Source organism: Sphingomonas sp. LC-1 (assembly GCF_025371035.1).
In the GTDB taxonomy this organism is placed as follows: Bacteria; Pseudomonadota; Alphaproteobacteria; order Sphingomonadales; family Sphingomonadaceae; genus Sphingomonas; species Sphingomonas sanguinis_E.
The window spans coordinates 539,219-554,690 of record NZ_JANZXB010000001.1; the positions used below are offsets into that span (position 1 = coordinate 539,219).

Consider the following 15,472-nt stretch of genomic DNA (forward strand, 5'->3'; position numbering starts at 1 on the left):
CTGCCCCATATTATTCGCCGTTGTCATGACGCTACAGCGCGAGCCGGTCGCCCGGTTTGTGGAGCGCATCCCCCTTCGATGCCGGGGGGATCTGAAGGCATTCCCATATGACCGGCCCGCAAACGAACAGGGATACGTTGGGAAAGCGCGTACGATTGATAAAGATCAAGATTGGGATGGCCGGACCCGCCTTCCAGATGTCCTTTGATATTTCGCGCCAAGTTCCGGGAGCTAATCAATATTAACAACGTTGTCGCTCCATAACGAAAGGGGCGAGATTGTTCATCCTGCATTTGGCGCTTGGCGGCTGCCTGAAATCCCCGCCTGTCCATTATGGCATCACGGCCGACACGGGCGGACATATCGCCTATATCCTGGATGCAGCGCTCGCTCAGGTGGACAATATTGATGTTGATCAAGTTTCGATCGTCACCCGAATGTTTGCTGGCGATGGACTCGATCGCGAACATGGCCTGCCCAGTGAGCGCCTGTCGCCCAAGCTGACCATCGATCGGATCGCCACCGGCGATCATCGCTACCTGGAAAAGGAAGCGTTGGCGGACGACCTGTCCGCCTTTACCGAGGCGTTCTGCGCGCATCTGGAACGGCTGCCCCGGCTGCCAGATGTGATCCACGCGCATTTCTCGGACGCGGCTGCCGTGGCGGCCGAAGCACGGCGGCGTTTCGCCATTCCCTTCGTCTACACGCCCCACGCGCTGGGGATCGACAAGCGCAAGCATCAGGGTCATTGCCCCGCGCTGGATGGGCGGATCGCCGCCGAACGCAGCGCCATCGCCGGGGCCGACGCGATCATCGTCTCGACCCGTGACGAAGCCGAGCGGCAGGTCCATGCCTATGCCGCCCCGGTCACGGGCCGCATTCACTGCATCCCGCCGGGGGTGCCCAGCCGCGATGCCAGCCCGATCAGCCGCCCCTCGCTGGCCGAGCGGCTCGACACGATGCTGCACGATCCGGCCAAGCCCATAATTCTGGCGATCGCGCGGCCGGTCGCAAAGAAGAATCTCGGGGGCCTCGCGCGCGCCTATGCCGCCTCGCCCGCGTTGCGCGAGGCCGCCAATCTCGTCATTCTGGCCGGGCAGCACGACGGCCCCGGATCGCCCGAAGAACGCACCGTCCTGGCCGAGCTTCAGGCGCTGGCGCAAAGCCCCGAGCTTCTGGGACGCTTCGCCCTGCCGCCCGAACATGACGGTCATGACGTCGCGGCGCTATACGACCGCGCGGCACGCGGCGGCGTCTTCGTCAACGCGGCGCTTCACGAACCATTTGGCCTGACCCTGATCGAAGCCGCAGCGGCCGGCGTGCCGGTCGTCGCGACCCGGCATGGCGGCCCGAGCGAGATCGTGGGGTCCCTAGACCACGGACTGCTGATCGAGCCCACCGACGAACACGCCATTGCGCAGGCGTGCCTGACCATCCTGTCGGATCGCGAATGCCATGCCCGGATGAGCCAGGCCGGGCGTTCCGGTGCGGCGCGTTACGACTGGGGTCGCTATGCCACCGAGTCCATCGCGCTCTATACCCGGTTGCCGCGCGCGCCGGGCCTGTTGGCGAGCGACATCGACCATACGCTGACCGGTTGCCCGGCGGGTGCGCATGGCTTTTCCGAGTGGCGACGCGCGAGCGGCCTGCCCTTCGTGGTGGCGACGGGACGGTCCTTCGCCATGGCCCGCGCGATCCTGTCGCAATGGGGCCTGCCCGAACCCGATGCCTTCATCACCGATGTCGGTACGCGGATCATGCTGAAGGGTCCGCGCGGCTGGAGCGAGTGTCCGCTCTTTTCCGCCCGGCTCGATCAGGGATGGGATCGCAAGGCGGTGGTCGCCGCGCTCAAGCCGTTGCGCTTGCGGCCACAGCCACGCGATACCGCTGGTCCGCACAAGCTGAGCTTTTTCGGAACGGCGGAGGATGCCGGACGGGTTCGCGCCGCGTTGGCCGAACACGGTATCGCCGCCAAGACCGTCTTTTCGCATGGCCGGCTGATCGACGTGCTGGCCCCATTGGGGGGCAAGGCCGCGGCGGTCGCGGCCTATGCGCGGCGGTTGAACCTGCCGCTCGGCGCGTGCATCGCGGCGGGGGACAGTGGCAATGACGTCGACATGCTGGAGGCCTGCGGCCACGCTATCGTCGTCGGCAATGCCAGCGACGAGCTGGACGGACTGCCCCCGCGCGAAGGGCTGATGCGGGTGGCCGCTCATCACGCGCAGGGCGTGCTGGAAGGGTTGGAGCGGCTGGGTCTGGCCGATGCCAGGGCAGCCACCGGTACCAACCTCTCCCCGATACGGGCCAGCGCGGCATGACCCGACCCTTTGGCTATTTCGTCCATCATCAAGGGCGCGGTCATGCCGAACGCTGTGCCGCGATCCTAAACGCGCTGCCGCCCGAACGGCCCGTGACGGTCTTTTGCGCACGCGACGATATTTTCCCGGCACTGCCGCCCCAGGCCGAGCTAATCGTCATCCCCTCGCTATTCGAGCCGACGGGGTTGGAGGCGCGGGGCATGGACGGGGTGCCGACCCCCGATACGCTGCACTGCGCACCGCTGGGGTGGCCGGGGATCCGGCATGCGATGGCGGTGATCGCGGGATGGTTCGACCGTGCCGACCCCGCGCTGATGATCTGCGACGTGTCGGCGGAGATCGCGCAGCTCGCGCGTATTTGTTCGGTGCCGCATGTGAAGGTGCTGCAACATGGCGACCGGAGCGATCCGGGCCACCGCGCCGCCTATGACGGAGCCGCCGGGCTGCTTGCGGCCTTTGACGAAGCGCTGGCCCAGCCCGAATGGGACGCCGCGATGCGCGCCAAGACCTGTTTCGCCGGTGGCCTGGGCGTCGATACCCGCGTGCCCGAACGCGAACTGGCGCGTCAGCGGATCGGCGTCGGTGCGGACGAAGAGGTGATATTGGTGCTGTCCGGCGGCGGCGGCGGCGGCTTTGCGCAGGCTCCCCTGGGCGTCGGCGCGCGCAGCCGCCCCGGTGCGCGCTGGATCACCATCGGCCCGGTCGTACGCGACTGGCATGCGACCGAGCCCGCCAATATCGAGCATCGCGGCTGGGTCGACAATCCGGCGGATCATGTCGCCGCCGCCGATCTCGTCATCGCCTCGACCGGCAACACCACCTGCCAGCAGATCCTGGCCGCCGCCCGCCCCTGGCTCGCCATCCCCGAATGGCGCTATTTCGACGAACAGCATCGCAAGGCCGAAGCGCTGGCGGCAGCGGGGGTCGCATGCGTCCGGTCGCACCTGCCCTCTTCTGCGCAGAGCTGGTCCGCCGCTTTGGCCGAGACCCGCGCCGGACACCGCCCCGCCGCCCAGCGCGCGATGATCGCCGACACGCCCGCGCAAGACGCCGCCGATTGGCTGGAGGCGCTGGCCGTGCGGCTATGGCCCACCGAACTCGATCTTTCCCCCGCCACCAATCCCGCCGGAGCCCGTTCATGATCTCGGTCGTCACTCTTGCCGGGGGACGCCCCGAACACCTGCGCAACGTCGTGCTGGGGCTCGGTCGTCAGACGCAACTGCCGACCGAATTGATCGTCGCGGTCATGCAGGACGACGCCTATGACCTTCCCGCCGCCCCCTTCCCCATTCGCCAGATGCGGGTGTCGGGCCCCCGACTGCCGCTGGCGCAGGCGCGCAACGCGGCGGCACGCGCCGCGGTGGGGGACAAGCTGGTCTTCCTCGATATGGATTGCATCCCGACGCCCGGCCTAATCGCGGAATATGACCGCTATCTGGACGAGATGGACGGGCTGCTGATGGGCGAAGTCATGTATCTGCCAGGCGGCGCGACCCAAGGCGATTGGCAGTACGAGGACTTTGCCGCGCGCGCGGTCCGCCATTCCGACCGGCGCGGCCCCCCGCCCGAAGGGATTGAGCGGTGCGAGGATTATCGCTGCTTCTGGTCGCTCAATTTCGCGATGCGGCGCAACACCTTCCTGGCGACCGGCGGGTTCGACGAGCGCTATTCGGGCTATGGCGGCGAGGACACCGATTTCGGCAAGGTCGTGGACAAGGCTGGCGTGCCGATCGCCTGGATCAAGGGCGGCCTCGCCTATCACCAATACCATCCCCACCATATGCCGCCCGTCCACCATATCGACAGCGTGGTCCGCAATGCCGAGTTGTTCGAAAAGAAATGGGGATACCGGACCATGGGCCATTGGCTGCACGCCTTTCGCCTGATGGGGCTGATCGACGACACGCCGGGCCGCCCGATCCGCATCCTGCGCCAGCCGGATGCCGACGACCTGACCCTGACCGGGCAACAGAGCCATCAGCCCTATGCCAACACCGCCAGCGTCATCCGCCTGCTGGAGGAACGCGCCGCCAGCGCTCAGGTCGCGGCATGAGGATCGCGCTGCTCGCGCATGTCCGCCAGCCGATCCGCCAGCCCTTTCTGGGCGGGATGGAGGCACATGGCTGGTATCTGGCCGAGGGGCTGGCGGCGCGCGGGCATGAAGTGGTGCTGTTCGCCAGTGGCGACAGCGACCCGCGCTTCGCCATCGATCCGGTCCTGCCGGAGCATTATGAAGCGGTCTTCCCCTGGGCCGAGCATCGCGGCAAGCCCGAGCTGATCGCGCATGTCGATCGCGGCTATGCCGATGCCTGCGACCGGATCGCGCGCGGCGGGTTCGACGTGGTGCATAACAACAGCCTGCATCGCTTCCCCCTGGAGCCGCGCCGGACGGCGGTGACGCCGACCGTCACCTCGCTCCACGTCCCGCCCTATGATGCGCTTCACCATTTCGTCCGGGTCAGCCCGGCTCCGACCCACCGGCTGACCGTCACCTCGGCCAGCCAGTTGCGCGCCTGGTGGCCCGAGGACGCACCGCCGGAGGCATCGGTCCTGCACAATGCGATCGACCCCGCCGCCTGGCCCTTCGTCCCCGTCGGGAATGGAGAGGCGGTGTGGTGCGGCCGGATCACCCCGAATAAGGGCCCGCATCTGGCGATCGACGCCGCGCGGATCGCGGGCCTGCCGCTGACCCTGTTCGGCGCGGTCGAGGACCCGGATTATTGGGCGGCGGAGGTCGAGCCCCGGCTGGGCGGCGCGATCCGCTATGGCGGGCATCTGGACGGTGCCGGGCTGGCGGCGGAACTGGGCCGAGCCTCCGTCTTCGTCTTCACGCCCTGCTGGGACGAGCCGTTCGGCCTGGTCGCGATCGAGGCGATGGCATGCGGCCTGCCCGTTGCGGCGTTCGACCAGGGCGCGGCGCGCGAAGTGGTCGGCGACGCCGGATGCATCGCACTGGCGGGCGATGCGGCGGCGCTGGCACAGGCCATCCTCACCGCGACCGCCGTTCCGCGCCGCACCGCCCGCCGCCGGGTGGAGATGCATTTCGCCCGCGACCTGTGGCTCGATCGGTGCGAGGCGCTTTACGCCAGCGTCCGCAACGCTGCGCCGAGCGCTATCGCCGCATGACCACCGACGTCATCGGACGCCAACGGACCCGATTGCTTGACCTGTATCGCCGGCATGTCCGCCCCGGCGAACCCTATGCCTTGGTCGATTTCCCCGATCACCCCAATGTCGGCGACAGCGCGATCTGGCTGGGCGAGGTGACCTGCCTGCATGACATCGGTACCGGCGATCCAGCCTATGTCTGTCGGTGGGACGATTTCGATGAGGACGCGTTACGCCGCGCCTGCCCCACCGGGCCGATCATGATCCATGGCGGCGGCAATCTGGGCGACATCTGGCCGCATCACCAGCATTTTCGCGAAACGATCCTGACCCGTTTCCGCGACCGCCGGGTCATCCAGCTTCCCCAATCGATCCATTTCCGCGATCCTGGCCAGCGCGACCGTTTCGCGCGCGTGGCAGGCGGGCATCCCGACTTCCACCTTTATGTCCGCGACACGGCAAGCGTCGCCTTGGCGGAGCGTCATTTCGATTGCCCGGTGCAGCTCGCTCCCGACTCTGCCTTCGGGTTGGGCGCGTTGGTGCGGCCCGTCGATCCGGATTGTCGCCACCTGATGCTGTTGCGGTCCGATGCGGAACGGGTCGAGCGGGACGATGGGCCGCTGGCCGCGCTGGATGGAAGTGTCCTGCTCGATTGGCTGGACGAGCCGCCCGTTCTCTTAGCCGATCCGCTGGAGCGGGCGCGCATCCGGGTCGAGCGCGGCCTGCGCCTGTTGTCACGGGGCGAGAGGGTGGTGACCGATCGGCTGCATGGTCATATCCTTTCGCTGCTGCTCGGCATTCCGCATGTCGTGATGGACAATGACTATGGAAAGGTCAGTGCCTATATCGCTACCTGGACGAGCGACAGCCCGCTCGTCCGCCAAGCCCAGGGCCCGCAGGAGGCGGCGGAGATGGTGGGGCGATGATCGACCTCAGCCTGTTGATCTGCACGCGCAATCGCCGCGACAGCCTGTCCGCGACGCTTGCCTCGATCGTCACGGCGGCGAGCCATGGCGGAGCGGAACGGCTGGAATTGATCGTCGTCGACAACGGATCATCCGACGGGACGCCCGCGATGGTCCGGCAATGGGCGACCGAGCGCAGCTTCACCGTGCGCCTCTTGTCGGAGCCGCGCCCTGGCCTGTCGCGCGCGCGGAACATGGCGCTGGCAGCAGCGCGCGGCCGGATCATCGCGATGACCGATGACGACTGCGTCCTGCACCGCGATTACTTTGCCCGACTGGCTCAGGCCTTTGCGACGATCCCGGCCCCGGTGGTCATTGGCGGGCGTATCCTGTTGGGCGATCCGGCGGACCTGCCCGTCACGGTCAAGCTCGAGGATCACCCGATGATGGCCGATCCGCAGGGCTTTCCCGGTGGTTTCGTCATGGGGGCGAATCTGGCATTCACTGCCGATGTGCGAGGTCGGGTCGGGCGGTTCGACGAACGTTTCGGAGCGGGTGCGCCGTTTCGGGCGGCTGAGGATACCGATTTCCTGTTCCGCGCCCAGGCGGCGGGGATTCCCATCCGCTACGACCCCGGCTTCGTGGTCGATCATCACCATGGCCGGCGCTGCCAAGAAGAGGCGGTCTCACTGCTGGCGGGATACGGGTTCGGCGACGGGGCGCTCTATGCCAAGCATCTGCTGACCGACCGGCGGATCGGACGATTGATCCGCGAGGATGTCCGAAACTTGCGGATGCGCTTTGTGGGGCCGGTCCCTGCCATTCGCCACTTCCATGCCTTTCGCCTGCGTCATGTGTTGGCGGGCTTTACTGCTTATGGCCGCGCCGCGATCACAGGTCGACGCCCATCCGCACCCCGACCGTCCTCGGCCTGACCGGCGTCGAGACGGTGCGCCGCCCCAGCAGGAAGGGATTGCCGAAGGCGAAGCGATTGCCCCGTTCGTCCAGCACATTGTCGAGCGTCGCGACCAGCGTATAGCGGCCGGTGCGCGCGGTCAGCGCCAGATTGCCGATGCCATATCCGCCCTGGCGCACATCGAACATGTCGCCCACCCCCAATACCGAGGGACCGACGAATGCCGCCTCGGCCTTGGCGGACAGGGTCAGGTCCGGCGTGACGCGGAAATCGCGCACGACGCCCAGTCGCGCCGATATGCTCGGCGTTTCCGGCAAGCGGCGGTTGCGCGCCTTACTGAGCGCGGCGGTGGAGCCGGTCACTTCGTTGTCCGTCGCGAAGAAGGCGCCCGTCAGATGCCAGTCGGCATGCGGCACCCATTCCGCCCACCCCTCCAGCGCATCGACCCGCGCATCGCCGATATTGCTGGTCACCGGCTGTCCCGACCGGTTGATCAGGTCCGCCTGGATCGCGGTCCAGCGTGCATGGGACAGGCTGATCGACGCGGACAGGCCGGTCGCGCCGCGCCGCAAATGGCGGATGCCGAGTTCCACCATCTGGATCGAGTCCGACTCGAAATTGGCGACCCGCCCCACCCCCGCCGCGACGGAAAGACCGCCGGTGCGAAACCCCGATTGATAGCGTCCGAACAGGCTCCAATGCGGGGCCAGCAGCCAGGACAGGCCGAAGGTCGGATCGACCCGCGTGGTCGAGCGTCCCCGGACATAATGGGTGCTTCGCGGCTTGATCGAGGGTTCGCCATCGACCCGCGCCGCCGTCACGCGCCCGCCCAGCGTCAGCGACAGGCGATCGTTGAGCGGATGCGTCGCCTCGGCGAATATCGCGCCGCTCCGGGTGACGTTGGTCACTCCGATCACCGGCCGGACGCCTTGCTTGACGGTCAACGAGCGCGCCATCACCGACTGGTCGGAGACCAGATTGAGGCCCACCACCCATGACCCGCCCCCCGGCAATCGCCGCGACAGGCGGCTTTCATGGGTGAACAGCGTCTTCGACCCATCCAGCTGATAGGATTGGTGCGCGCCCAGCACGCTGGCGTCGAACTGCTCGAACGAGGCACCCTGCACCAGTCCGGTCGCCGACACGAATTGCAGGCCATCCGCCCCGCTCTTCGACAGGAGCAGGCGGCCGAACGTCATGTCGCTCCAGGACGGCTGGGCGATTGCGGCTTGGCTGACCAGCACATCCTCGTTCATCACATATTGCGCATCGCGCGCGACGATCGACTGGGTGCCGCCCCCCAATTCGATCCGCCAGCCATCGCCCGGATCCCATCGCAAGGTGCCGCGCGCGCCGCTGGTCAGCACCCGGTTGATATCGGTCGCACCCGTTCGGCCATTGTCGATATAGCCGCCCTCGACGGCATGATAGCCGACCAGCCGGACGCCCAATGTCGAGGGCACGAGCATCACATTCGCCACCGCCGCGACATCGCCGCTCGGGGTTCCGTGGGTGGTCAGCTCACCACCCCATTCCAGCCGCCCGCTATCGCGATCCAGCATCACCGGGTTGGAGGTCAGCCGCACGATCCCCCCGATCGCGCCCGAGCCGTGCAATGCGCCCTGCGGCCCCTCCGCAATCTCGACCTCGCCAATGTCATAGAGCCGCAAACCCGGATCGGGCCCGGCAAAGGCGATCTGCACCTCGTCCAGATAGAGGCTGGCGGTCGACTCGGTCGCGCCGTTGAAGCTGCTGTCCGCGATGCCGCGAATGAACAGCTTGTTGCGCCCCGGCCCCAATGCGGTGGTCTGGAGAATGGGGGTCTGCGCCGCCACATCGCTGAGATCGACCGAGCCCGTGGGAATGGTGACCCCGCGCCCGATCACGGAGACGCTGCCCGGATAGCGAGCGAGTTCGGTGCCCTGTTTGCTGGCGGTGACGATGATGTCCTGCGCATTGCCGGACGGCGGCGGCGGTGGCGCTGGTCCGCGCTTGGGCGAGGCCTGTCGGGGCATGCGCGGCGAACCGACGATGCGGAAACTTTCCCCATCGATCGCCACCGCCCTATATCCTGTCCCCCGCAGCAATTGCGACAAGGCGCGCGCGGGTGGGGATTGGGTCGCAAGCGCCGGAGTGCGCACGCGGCGCAAGCGATCGTCGGTCGTGACGATGGTAATCCCGCCCTGCCGCGCCAGTTCGCGCAAGGCGATATCGAGCGTCGCGGATGGTAGGACGATGCGGCGCGGGACCGCTACGGGCCGCTCACGCGCCTGGACCGTAACGGGCAGGACGAGACAGAACGCGGCCCAAAGGCCGCGCTCAACGATCCCCGTCCGACGCCCGCAAAATCCAGTCCCCACCGCTCTGGCGCCACTCCGCTCCGATCAGCCTCGCGAGACGGGGAACATCCTTGCCGGCATCGCCCGTCATCCGGACGACACCCGTGACGTTGCGATCGACCAGTGGCCCCTCCACCGCGATGCGAACGCCATAGGCCGATTGCAATCGTGCAGCAATCGCCCCCACCGTCTCCCGGTCGAAATCGAGCAAGCCGCCGCGCCACCCCCCGATGGCGGACGGATCGATCGCAACGCGGCGCAGGCTATGGCGCGCTTCGTCCAGCCGAATTCCCTGCCCCGCCGTCAGTGCGACCTGCTGTCCCAGTGGAGCCAGCGACACCGATCCCTCGGCCACCGCGACGTCCAGCCGGGTTCCCGCACGGCGCACGTCGAACACCGTGCCCATGTCGCGGATCACGACCGCGCCCGAATGGAGTTCGAACGGCGCGGACGGGTCGTGCCGGACATGGAACAGCGCCTGCCCGGTCTCCAGCGTGGCGACGCGGGTGTCGTTACGATCGTAGCGGAGGCGCGATCCCCCGGCGAGCTCGATCCGGGTGCCGTCGTTGAGCGCGATCTGGCGGGTTTCCCCTGCCCGCGTCTGCTCGACCCGAATGTCCGGGCCGCGGTTCAACATCGTCGGGCCGGCGACGAGAGCGACAGCCGCCGCCACCCCGCCGAGCAGCCACCAGCGCCCCCAGCCGGCATTGTCATTGACTGCCTCAATCGGAGGAGCAGGTTCCACGGCCGCCGTCGGCGGGACCAGCAACGCATCGGCCATCGCGACCGCGTCATAGGCGCGTGCGTTGGCCGGGCTTTCTTCCAGCCACGCGGCAAAGGCGTCCCATTCGGCCGCGCTCATGTCACGCTGCCGGATGTGCCAGTCGATCGCCTGTTCCTCACGCGTCACTCGTCCGCGCTCCTTTCGAGGACATGACGATGCGGTGACGTGCAATCCGCACCCTCCATCTCCCGATTTTCCTGCAAAAAATGATAGGCCCGGCGCAACAGTTTCTCGACCGCGCTGACGGTGATGCCCATCCGGTCGGCGATCATCCGTTGCGGCTGATCCTCGAAGCGGAAAAGCGTAAAGGCCTGGCGCATCCGCTCGGGCATTTGCGCGATCCGCGCCTGGGCCTGTGCCAGTTCGCCCCGCGCCGCGACGATGCGTTCGGGGTCGGCATATTCCTCCGATTGGGGCTGGACTTCTTCCCATGCCCCCTCGCGGGCACCGCGTCGGGCGGCGGCAATCCGGCGATCGGTGGCGAGGTTGGTCGCCATACGGCAGAAAAAGGGAATGGGCTGTTCGACATGCCCCCCCTCCAGCGCAGCGATGCGCAGCCAGAGATCCTGAAGCGCGTCCTCGGCATCCTCCACCGAGCCGAGCCGGGCCGCCAACAGGCGACGCAGCAGCGGTCGCGCCTCCATGAACTGGCCTTCCAGACCCGTATCGCCCAATCCACCGCCCTCTGGTCAGGCGGCGAAGGCCAGCCCGCGTTGCGCCGCCATGTCCGAAACCGAAACCCCGCGCAAGACATCGGCCTCGTCCCGCCGTGCCGCCGCGATGGCGTCACCCGGCCGCATACCCGCGCCGGGGTGACACATGACCAGGTGAAAGCGACCCGCCCGATCGAGAAAAGACGGAAGGGCCTGCGCAAAGCGGCCGTCAAAGCCATAATGCCCGGCAAAGCCGTCATTGCAGCGCAGCCCCGCCGCCCCGGCATCGCGGCGCAATCCGCGCGAGTGAAAGGCGCTGCCGATCGCCTTGCCGCGCCAAGGCCGACCGAGCAGTGCGGCGACTTTGTCCTCGCAGGTGCGAAGCCAGGCGTCCGGCGCGCGGCGACGCGTGGTGGACAGCACGATCGGGCGGATGCCGGGAAGCGCGTGCGAATGCTGATGCCCGTCGACAAAGGCGGGCGGACGCCCCATCGCCTCCTCGAAACGGTCGAACTGCGCCTCGACCTCGCGGGCGATCTCTGCCGGATCCAGCCGCCCGCGCGCAGCCAGCCGGGTCAGCGGGTCGATCCCTGGCATCACCCCATCACGGGTAAAGCCATTGGGGTGGATCGGCGCCTCTTCGGTCAGCGTCAGGTGAAGCCCGATCTGCGCCGTGTCGGGCAGATCGCGCAGCATCGCGCTGTCCTCCGCCCAATTGGGGCGCAGCGTCATGCAACTCGTGGCGTTGAGCTTGCCGGCTTTCAGCAGTTCGGCGATGATCAGACTGTCTGCGGTCGAAAAGGCGAAATCGTCAGCGCATAGAATAAGCCGGTTCACCCACCACTCCCGCCAGATTCTGATAGGCCTTTTCGCGCATCCGCTCGGTGGTCAGCCGCCGGGCCGTCAGTCGGCGGGCCAGAAACGTGTAGAAGAACCAGTCCCCCGCGAACGGCGCGGCGATGCTGTAGAGCAGGCGCTCGCTGAAGGTCCAGCGGATCGATTCCCGGTCCCGCTCCCGGTCGGAGGGCGTGCACCAGAAGCCGTCGGCATAACGCATCGTGCCGTGGCGCAGCACCCGGTGGATCACCTCATGATCCTCCAGCACGTAATTCCAGCGGCGCGGATCGAAACCGCCCGCCGCCTTCAGCGTCCTGGTGCAAAAGGCTTGCCCCGCACCGCCCGCATGGCATTGCCGAGGCAGCAGTCGCGCGGCCAGACGGATGGTCGCGGACTCGCGCCGACGCTCCGCTTCGCCATCACCCGGTGCGATGAAATAGGCCCCCGCGACGACGCATCCGGGTCGTTCCAGCAGCGCCTGCGCCTCGGCCAGATAGGTCTCCGGGTACCGCGTATCGGCGTCGCACGTCGCGACGAAGCGCGTATGGACATGGTCGAGGCCGAGGCGCAGCGCGTTGATCTTGCCCGGCAATCCCTGATGCAGCAGGATATGGTCCAGGCCCAGCCGCTCGCACGCCTCCGCCGCTACCCGCGCGCTGGCGTCGAGCGAGCCATTGTCCACCAGCACCAGCCGAAAGCGCAGGCTCTGCCGCGCCAGACTTTCCAGCGTCGCCGCCAGTTCGGCCTCTTCGTTGAAGAAGGGCACGATCACCGTCCAACCTGGCGCGACATATGCCGGTGCCTGTTCCGTCTTGCCGGCATTGGCGCAGGCCCTGACATTGCGCCAAGCCGCGCCTTCCGCATCGAGCAGCATCAACCCACCCCGCCCATGAAACCCAAAACAACCTCGTCGCCAAAGCCCCCGCCCGACAGCGTTTCCGCTCAAGTCGAGGTGTTTCATAAGCCTGACGTCACCACCCCCGGCCGACCGGACATAGGTTAGGAAAAATTTTTCACCGGGCGGATGCGATGCCGATTTCCTTTGCGATCGGGCGACCGGCAATGACATGGGCGCTGCGAAGCCGGGGCCCCCGGCAGCCCACCCGGAACGGATCGAAATGACGGATCTGACGTCGCCCCGCTTGAACGCCAGCCGCTTTGCCACGCTCCGCCTCCTCGACAGGCCGACCGTCGTGGCGTTCGCGCTGCTGATCTTCGCCGTACTGGTCCGCGCGCGCGATTACGGCAATCCGGTCGCGCATGTGGACGAGCAATATTATCTGCTGGTCGGCGATCGGCTGTTGCACGGCGCACGTCTCTATATCGATCTCTGGGATCGCAAGCCGCCGGGGCTGTTCCTGCTGTTCGCCGGTTTCCGCCTGCTGCCGGGGGATGGTTTCCTGGCCTATCAGCTGGTCGCCACGCTGTGCGCCGCCGCGACGGGCTGGCTGATCTGGCTGGCGGCGCGGCGCATGACGCTGGCACCGCCCGCCGGGCTGGCGGCGGGCGCAGCCTATATCCTTTGGCTGCCATTGCTCAGCGGCGGGAGCGGCCAGTCGCCGGTCTTCTACAATCTGGCGATGACGGCGGCGGCGGTGCTCACGCTGGAACTCCCCCGCCTGGCCGAGCGGCGCGCGGTGGGCGCGATCGGGACGAGCGGTGTGGCGGCCTGCCTGCTGGCCGGTATCGCCATCCAGATCAAATATACCCCGTTGGTCGAAGGCGCGTTCTTCGGGCTTGCCCATCTCTGGTATCTCTGGCGGGCGCGAGCGAGCGTCCTCTCGCTGGGATTCGCGGCGCTGCTCTGGATGGTGCTGGGGCTGTTGCCGACGGCGTTGATCGTCCTGCAATATTGGATGAAGGGCCCGGCGGCGTTCGACGCCTTCTGGTTCGCCAACTTCACCTCGATCACGCTACGACGCGGCTATCCCATGGCGAAGATCGTCGGACGACTGGCGGGAATCGGGGGCCAGTTACTGCCGCTGATCGCCTGCGCCGTGATCGCGTGGCGCAAGGGGCCGCAAAGCCCCGCCATGACCCTGACCCGCATCTGGCTGATCTTCGCGCTGGTCGCCTTCGCGATGATCGGCGCGTTCTTCGACCATTATGCCTTGCCGCTGGTCGCCCCGCTTTCGCTCGCCGCCGTGCCCGCCTTCGCCATGGGGCGAAAGGCGATCGTCCCGGTCTCCCTGATCGGCACCGGGTTGTTCATCTTCCACGCCGCCACCAACGACCCGAGCGAGGGCGATGGCATCCGTCGCATGGCCAGGATGATGGCGGCCGTCGATGGCGCCGAATGTCCCTATGTCTTTGCCGGGGATTCCAGCCTCTATCATCTTTCGGGTGGCTGCGTGCCGACCGCCTATGCCTTCCCCTCCTCGCTCGCCTATGAGGCGGAGCGCGGGGCGATCGGGGTGGACGAGACGGCGGAGGTCGCGCGCATCCTGGCCCGCCGCCCGCCCGCCATCGTGACGCTGGACGATCCCTTCTCGCCCTGGAACGTCGCGACGCAAAGGCTGATGATCCAGGCTCTCGCCCGCGACTATCGCCCGGTAATGGCGGTCCCGCGCGAAGGACGGCACGAAGTCCTGTATGTCCGCCGCGACCGGCTCGTTCCGCCCCTGAAATAAAAGCACGGTCGCGGTTGTTTTCGCTGACACCCCGCCCCATTTGCCGCGTCGAACCCTTTATGGAGCCGCAAGCGCATGAGCGACGACGCCTATACCCCGCCCGCCATCTGGACTTGGGACAAGGAGAGCGGCGGCCGCTTCGCCTCGATCAACCGGCCGATTGCGGGTGCGACGCACGACAAGCCCCTGCCCGTCGGTCGGCATCCGTTCCAGCTCTACTCAATGGGCACGCCCAACGGGGTGAAGGTCACGATCATGCTGGAGGAGTTGCTCGCCGCCGGTCATACGGACGCGGAATATGACGCGTGGTTGATCCGCATCGGCGAAGGCGACCAGTTCGGCAGCGGTTTCGTCGAGATCAATCCCAATTCAAAGATACCGGCACTGGTCGACCATCGCGGCGACGAGCCGCTCGCCATCTTCGAATCCGGCGCGATCCTGACCCATCTGGCCGAGAGCTTCGGCGCCTTCCTGCCGACCGAGCCCGCCGCGCGGGCGCGGGTCCTGTCCTGGCTGTTCTGGCAGATGGGCAGCGCGCCGTTCCTGGGAGGCGGCTTCGGCCATTTCTATGCCTATGCGCCGGTGAAGATCGAATATGCGATCAACCGCTATGCCATGGAGGCCAAGCGTCAGCTCGACGTGCTGAACCGGCAACTGGAGCATCATCGCTATGTCGCGGGCGATGACTATAGCATCGCCGACATGGCGATCTGGCCCTGGTACGGGCAGCTCGTGCTGGGCGATCTCTATGGCGCGGCCGAGTTTCTGCAGGTGCAGGACTATGGCCATGTCATTCGCTGGGCCCGTGAACTGGCCGCACGCCCGGCGGTCAAGCGCGGGCGAATGGTCAACCGCACCATGGGTGACCCCGCCGAGCAACTGCCCGAGCGGCACGATGCCAGCGATTTCGAGACGCGGACCGCCGACAAGATCGGCTGACCTGCCAATCCTCCCCATCGCTGATGGGGAGGATCAAAAATGA

The 15,472-nt window shown here is 67.3% G+C and carries 13 protein-coding genes; 8 read left to right on the forward strand and 5 right to left on the reverse strand.

Going from position 1 to position 15,472, the window contains the following annotated elements:
- The first annotated feature begins 278 nt into the window (after positions 1–278).
- From NZL82_RS02525 to NZL82_RS02550, 6 genes are read left to right on the forward strand one after another with little or no spacing between them, the layout of a single operon-like run.
- Positions 279–2,318 carry an HAD-IIB family hydrolase gene (locus NZL82_RS02525; protein WP_261268190.1) on the forward strand — a complete coding sequence of 680 codons (2,040 nt, stop codon included), beginning with the start codon at positions 279–281 and terminating at the stop codon, positions 2,316–2,318.
- Positions 2,315–3,460: a glycosyltransferase gene (locus tag NZL82_RS02530; protein ID WP_261268191.1), complete on the forward strand. Its 1,146-nt coding sequence runs from the start codon at positions 2,315–2,317 to the stop codon at positions 3,458–3,460. The genes NZL82_RS02525 and NZL82_RS02530 overlap by 4 nt, the downstream gene beginning before the upstream one ends.
- A complete protein-coding gene (locus tag NZL82_RS02535; protein WP_261268192.1) occupies positions 3,457–4,371 on the forward strand; it encodes a galactosyltransferase-related protein in 915 nt (304 codons plus the stop codon). Before NZL82_RS02530 ends, NZL82_RS02535 begins: the two co-directional genes overlap by 4 nt.
- Positions 4,368–5,444 (forward strand): glycosyltransferase, encoded by a 1,077-nt coding sequence (locus NZL82_RS02540; protein WP_261268193.1) that lies wholly within the window; start codon positions 4,368–4,370, stop codon positions 5,442–5,444. Before NZL82_RS02535 ends, NZL82_RS02540 begins: the two co-directional genes overlap by 4 nt.
- Entirely contained in the window at positions 5,441–6,352 is a 912-nt protein-coding gene (locus NZL82_RS02545; RefSeq protein WP_261268194.1) for a polysaccharide pyruvyl transferase family protein, read from the forward strand. The genes NZL82_RS02540 and NZL82_RS02545 overlap by 4 nt, the downstream gene beginning before the upstream one ends.
- A complete protein-coding gene (locus tag NZL82_RS02550; RefSeq protein ID WP_261268195.1) occupies positions 6,349–7,266 on the forward strand; it encodes a glycosyltransferase family 2 protein in 918 nt (305 codons plus the stop codon). The genes NZL82_RS02545 and NZL82_RS02550 overlap by 4 nt, the downstream gene beginning before the upstream one ends.
- Here NZL82_RS02550 and NZL82_RS02555 read toward each other — a convergent pair.
- From NZL82_RS02555 to NZL82_RS02575, 5 genes are read right to left on the reverse strand one after another with little or no spacing between them, the layout of a single operon-like run.
- Positions 7,223–9,607 (reverse strand): TonB-dependent receptor, encoded by a 2,385-nt coding sequence (locus NZL82_RS02555; RefSeq protein ID WP_261268196.1) that lies wholly within the window; start codon positions 9,605–9,607, stop codon positions 7,223–7,225. The genes NZL82_RS02550 and NZL82_RS02555 overlap by 44 nt on opposite strands.
- Positions 9,567–10,496: a FecR domain-containing protein gene (locus tag NZL82_RS02560; protein WP_261268197.1), complete on the reverse strand. Its 930-nt coding sequence runs from the start codon at positions 10,494–10,496 to the stop codon at positions 9,567–9,569. Before NZL82_RS02560 ends, NZL82_RS02555 begins: the two co-directional genes overlap by 41 nt.
- On the reverse strand, positions 10,493–11,044 hold the full coding sequence (locus NZL82_RS02565; protein WP_261268198.1) for an RNA polymerase sigma factor: 552 nt from the start codon (positions 11,042–11,044) through the stop codon (positions 10,493–10,495). The genes NZL82_RS02560 and NZL82_RS02565 overlap by 4 nt, the downstream gene beginning before the upstream one ends.
- A gap of 15 nt (positions 11,045–11,059) precedes the next feature.
- Positions 11,060–11,860 carry a ChbG/HpnK family deacetylase gene (locus NZL82_RS02570; RefSeq protein WP_261268199.1) on the reverse strand — a complete coding sequence of 267 codons (801 nt, stop codon included), beginning with the start codon at positions 11,858–11,860 and terminating at the stop codon, positions 11,060–11,062.
- The gene (locus tag NZL82_RS02575; protein WP_261268200.1) at positions 11,835–12,734 is read right to left on the reverse strand and encodes a glycosyltransferase family 2 protein; all 900 of its coding nucleotides are present in this window, start codon (positions 12,732–12,734) and stop codon (positions 11,835–11,837) included. Before NZL82_RS02575 ends, NZL82_RS02570 begins: the two co-directional genes overlap by 26 nt.
- A gap of 244 nt (positions 12,735–12,978) precedes the next feature.
- On the opposite strand from NZL82_RS02575, the gene NZL82_RS02580 reads away from it, so the two are divergent.
- Both NZL82_RS02580 and yghU read left to right on the forward strand, forming a co-directional pair.
- Complete coding sequence (locus NZL82_RS02580) at positions 12,979–14,490, forward strand: glycosyltransferase family 39 protein (RefSeq protein WP_261268201.1); 1,512 nt, start codon at positions 12,979–12,981, stop codon at positions 14,488–14,490.
- 75 nt (positions 14,491–14,565) lie between these two features.
- Positions 14,566–15,429, forward strand: a complete 864-nt coding sequence (gene yghU, locus NZL82_RS02585; protein WP_261268202.1) for a glutathione-dependent disulfide-bond oxidoreductase — start codon at positions 14,566–14,568, stop codon at positions 15,427–15,429.
- Positions 15,430–15,472: the final 43 nt, after the last annotated feature.

Excerpts from the sequence above, each read along its gene's own strand:
- NZL82_RS02550 (WP_261268195.1), top strand. The coding sequence starts at position 6,349 with ATGATCGACCTCAGCCTGTTGATCTGCACGCGCAATCGCCGCGACAGC.
- NZL82_RS02535 (WP_261268192.1), top strand. The coding sequence starts at position 3,457 with ATGATCTCGGTCGTCACTCTTGCCGGGGGACGCCCCGAACACCTGCGC.
- yghU (WP_261268202.1), top strand. The coding sequence starts at position 14,566 with ATGAGCGACGACGCCTATACCCCGCCCGCCATCTGGACTTGGGACAAG.
- NZL82_RS02530 (WP_261268191.1), top strand. The coding sequence starts at position 2,315 with ATGACCCGACCCTTTGGCTATTTCGTCCATCATCAAGGGCGCGGTCAT.
- NZL82_RS02545 (WP_261268194.1), top strand. The coding sequence starts at position 5,441 with ATGACCACCGACGTCATCGGACGCCAACGGACCCGATTGCTTGACCTG.
- NZL82_RS02540 (WP_261268193.1), top strand. The coding sequence starts at position 4,368 with ATGAGGATCGCGCTGCTCGCGCATGTCCGCCAGCCGATCCGCCAGCCC.
- NZL82_RS02575 (WP_261268200.1), bottom strand. The coding sequence starts at position 12,734 with ATGCTGCTCGATGCGGAAGGCGCGGCTTGGCGCAATGTCAGGGCCTGC.
- NZL82_RS02580 (WP_261268201.1), top strand. The coding sequence starts at position 12,979 with ATGACGGATCTGACGTCGCCCCGCTTGAACGCCAGCCGCTTTGCCACG.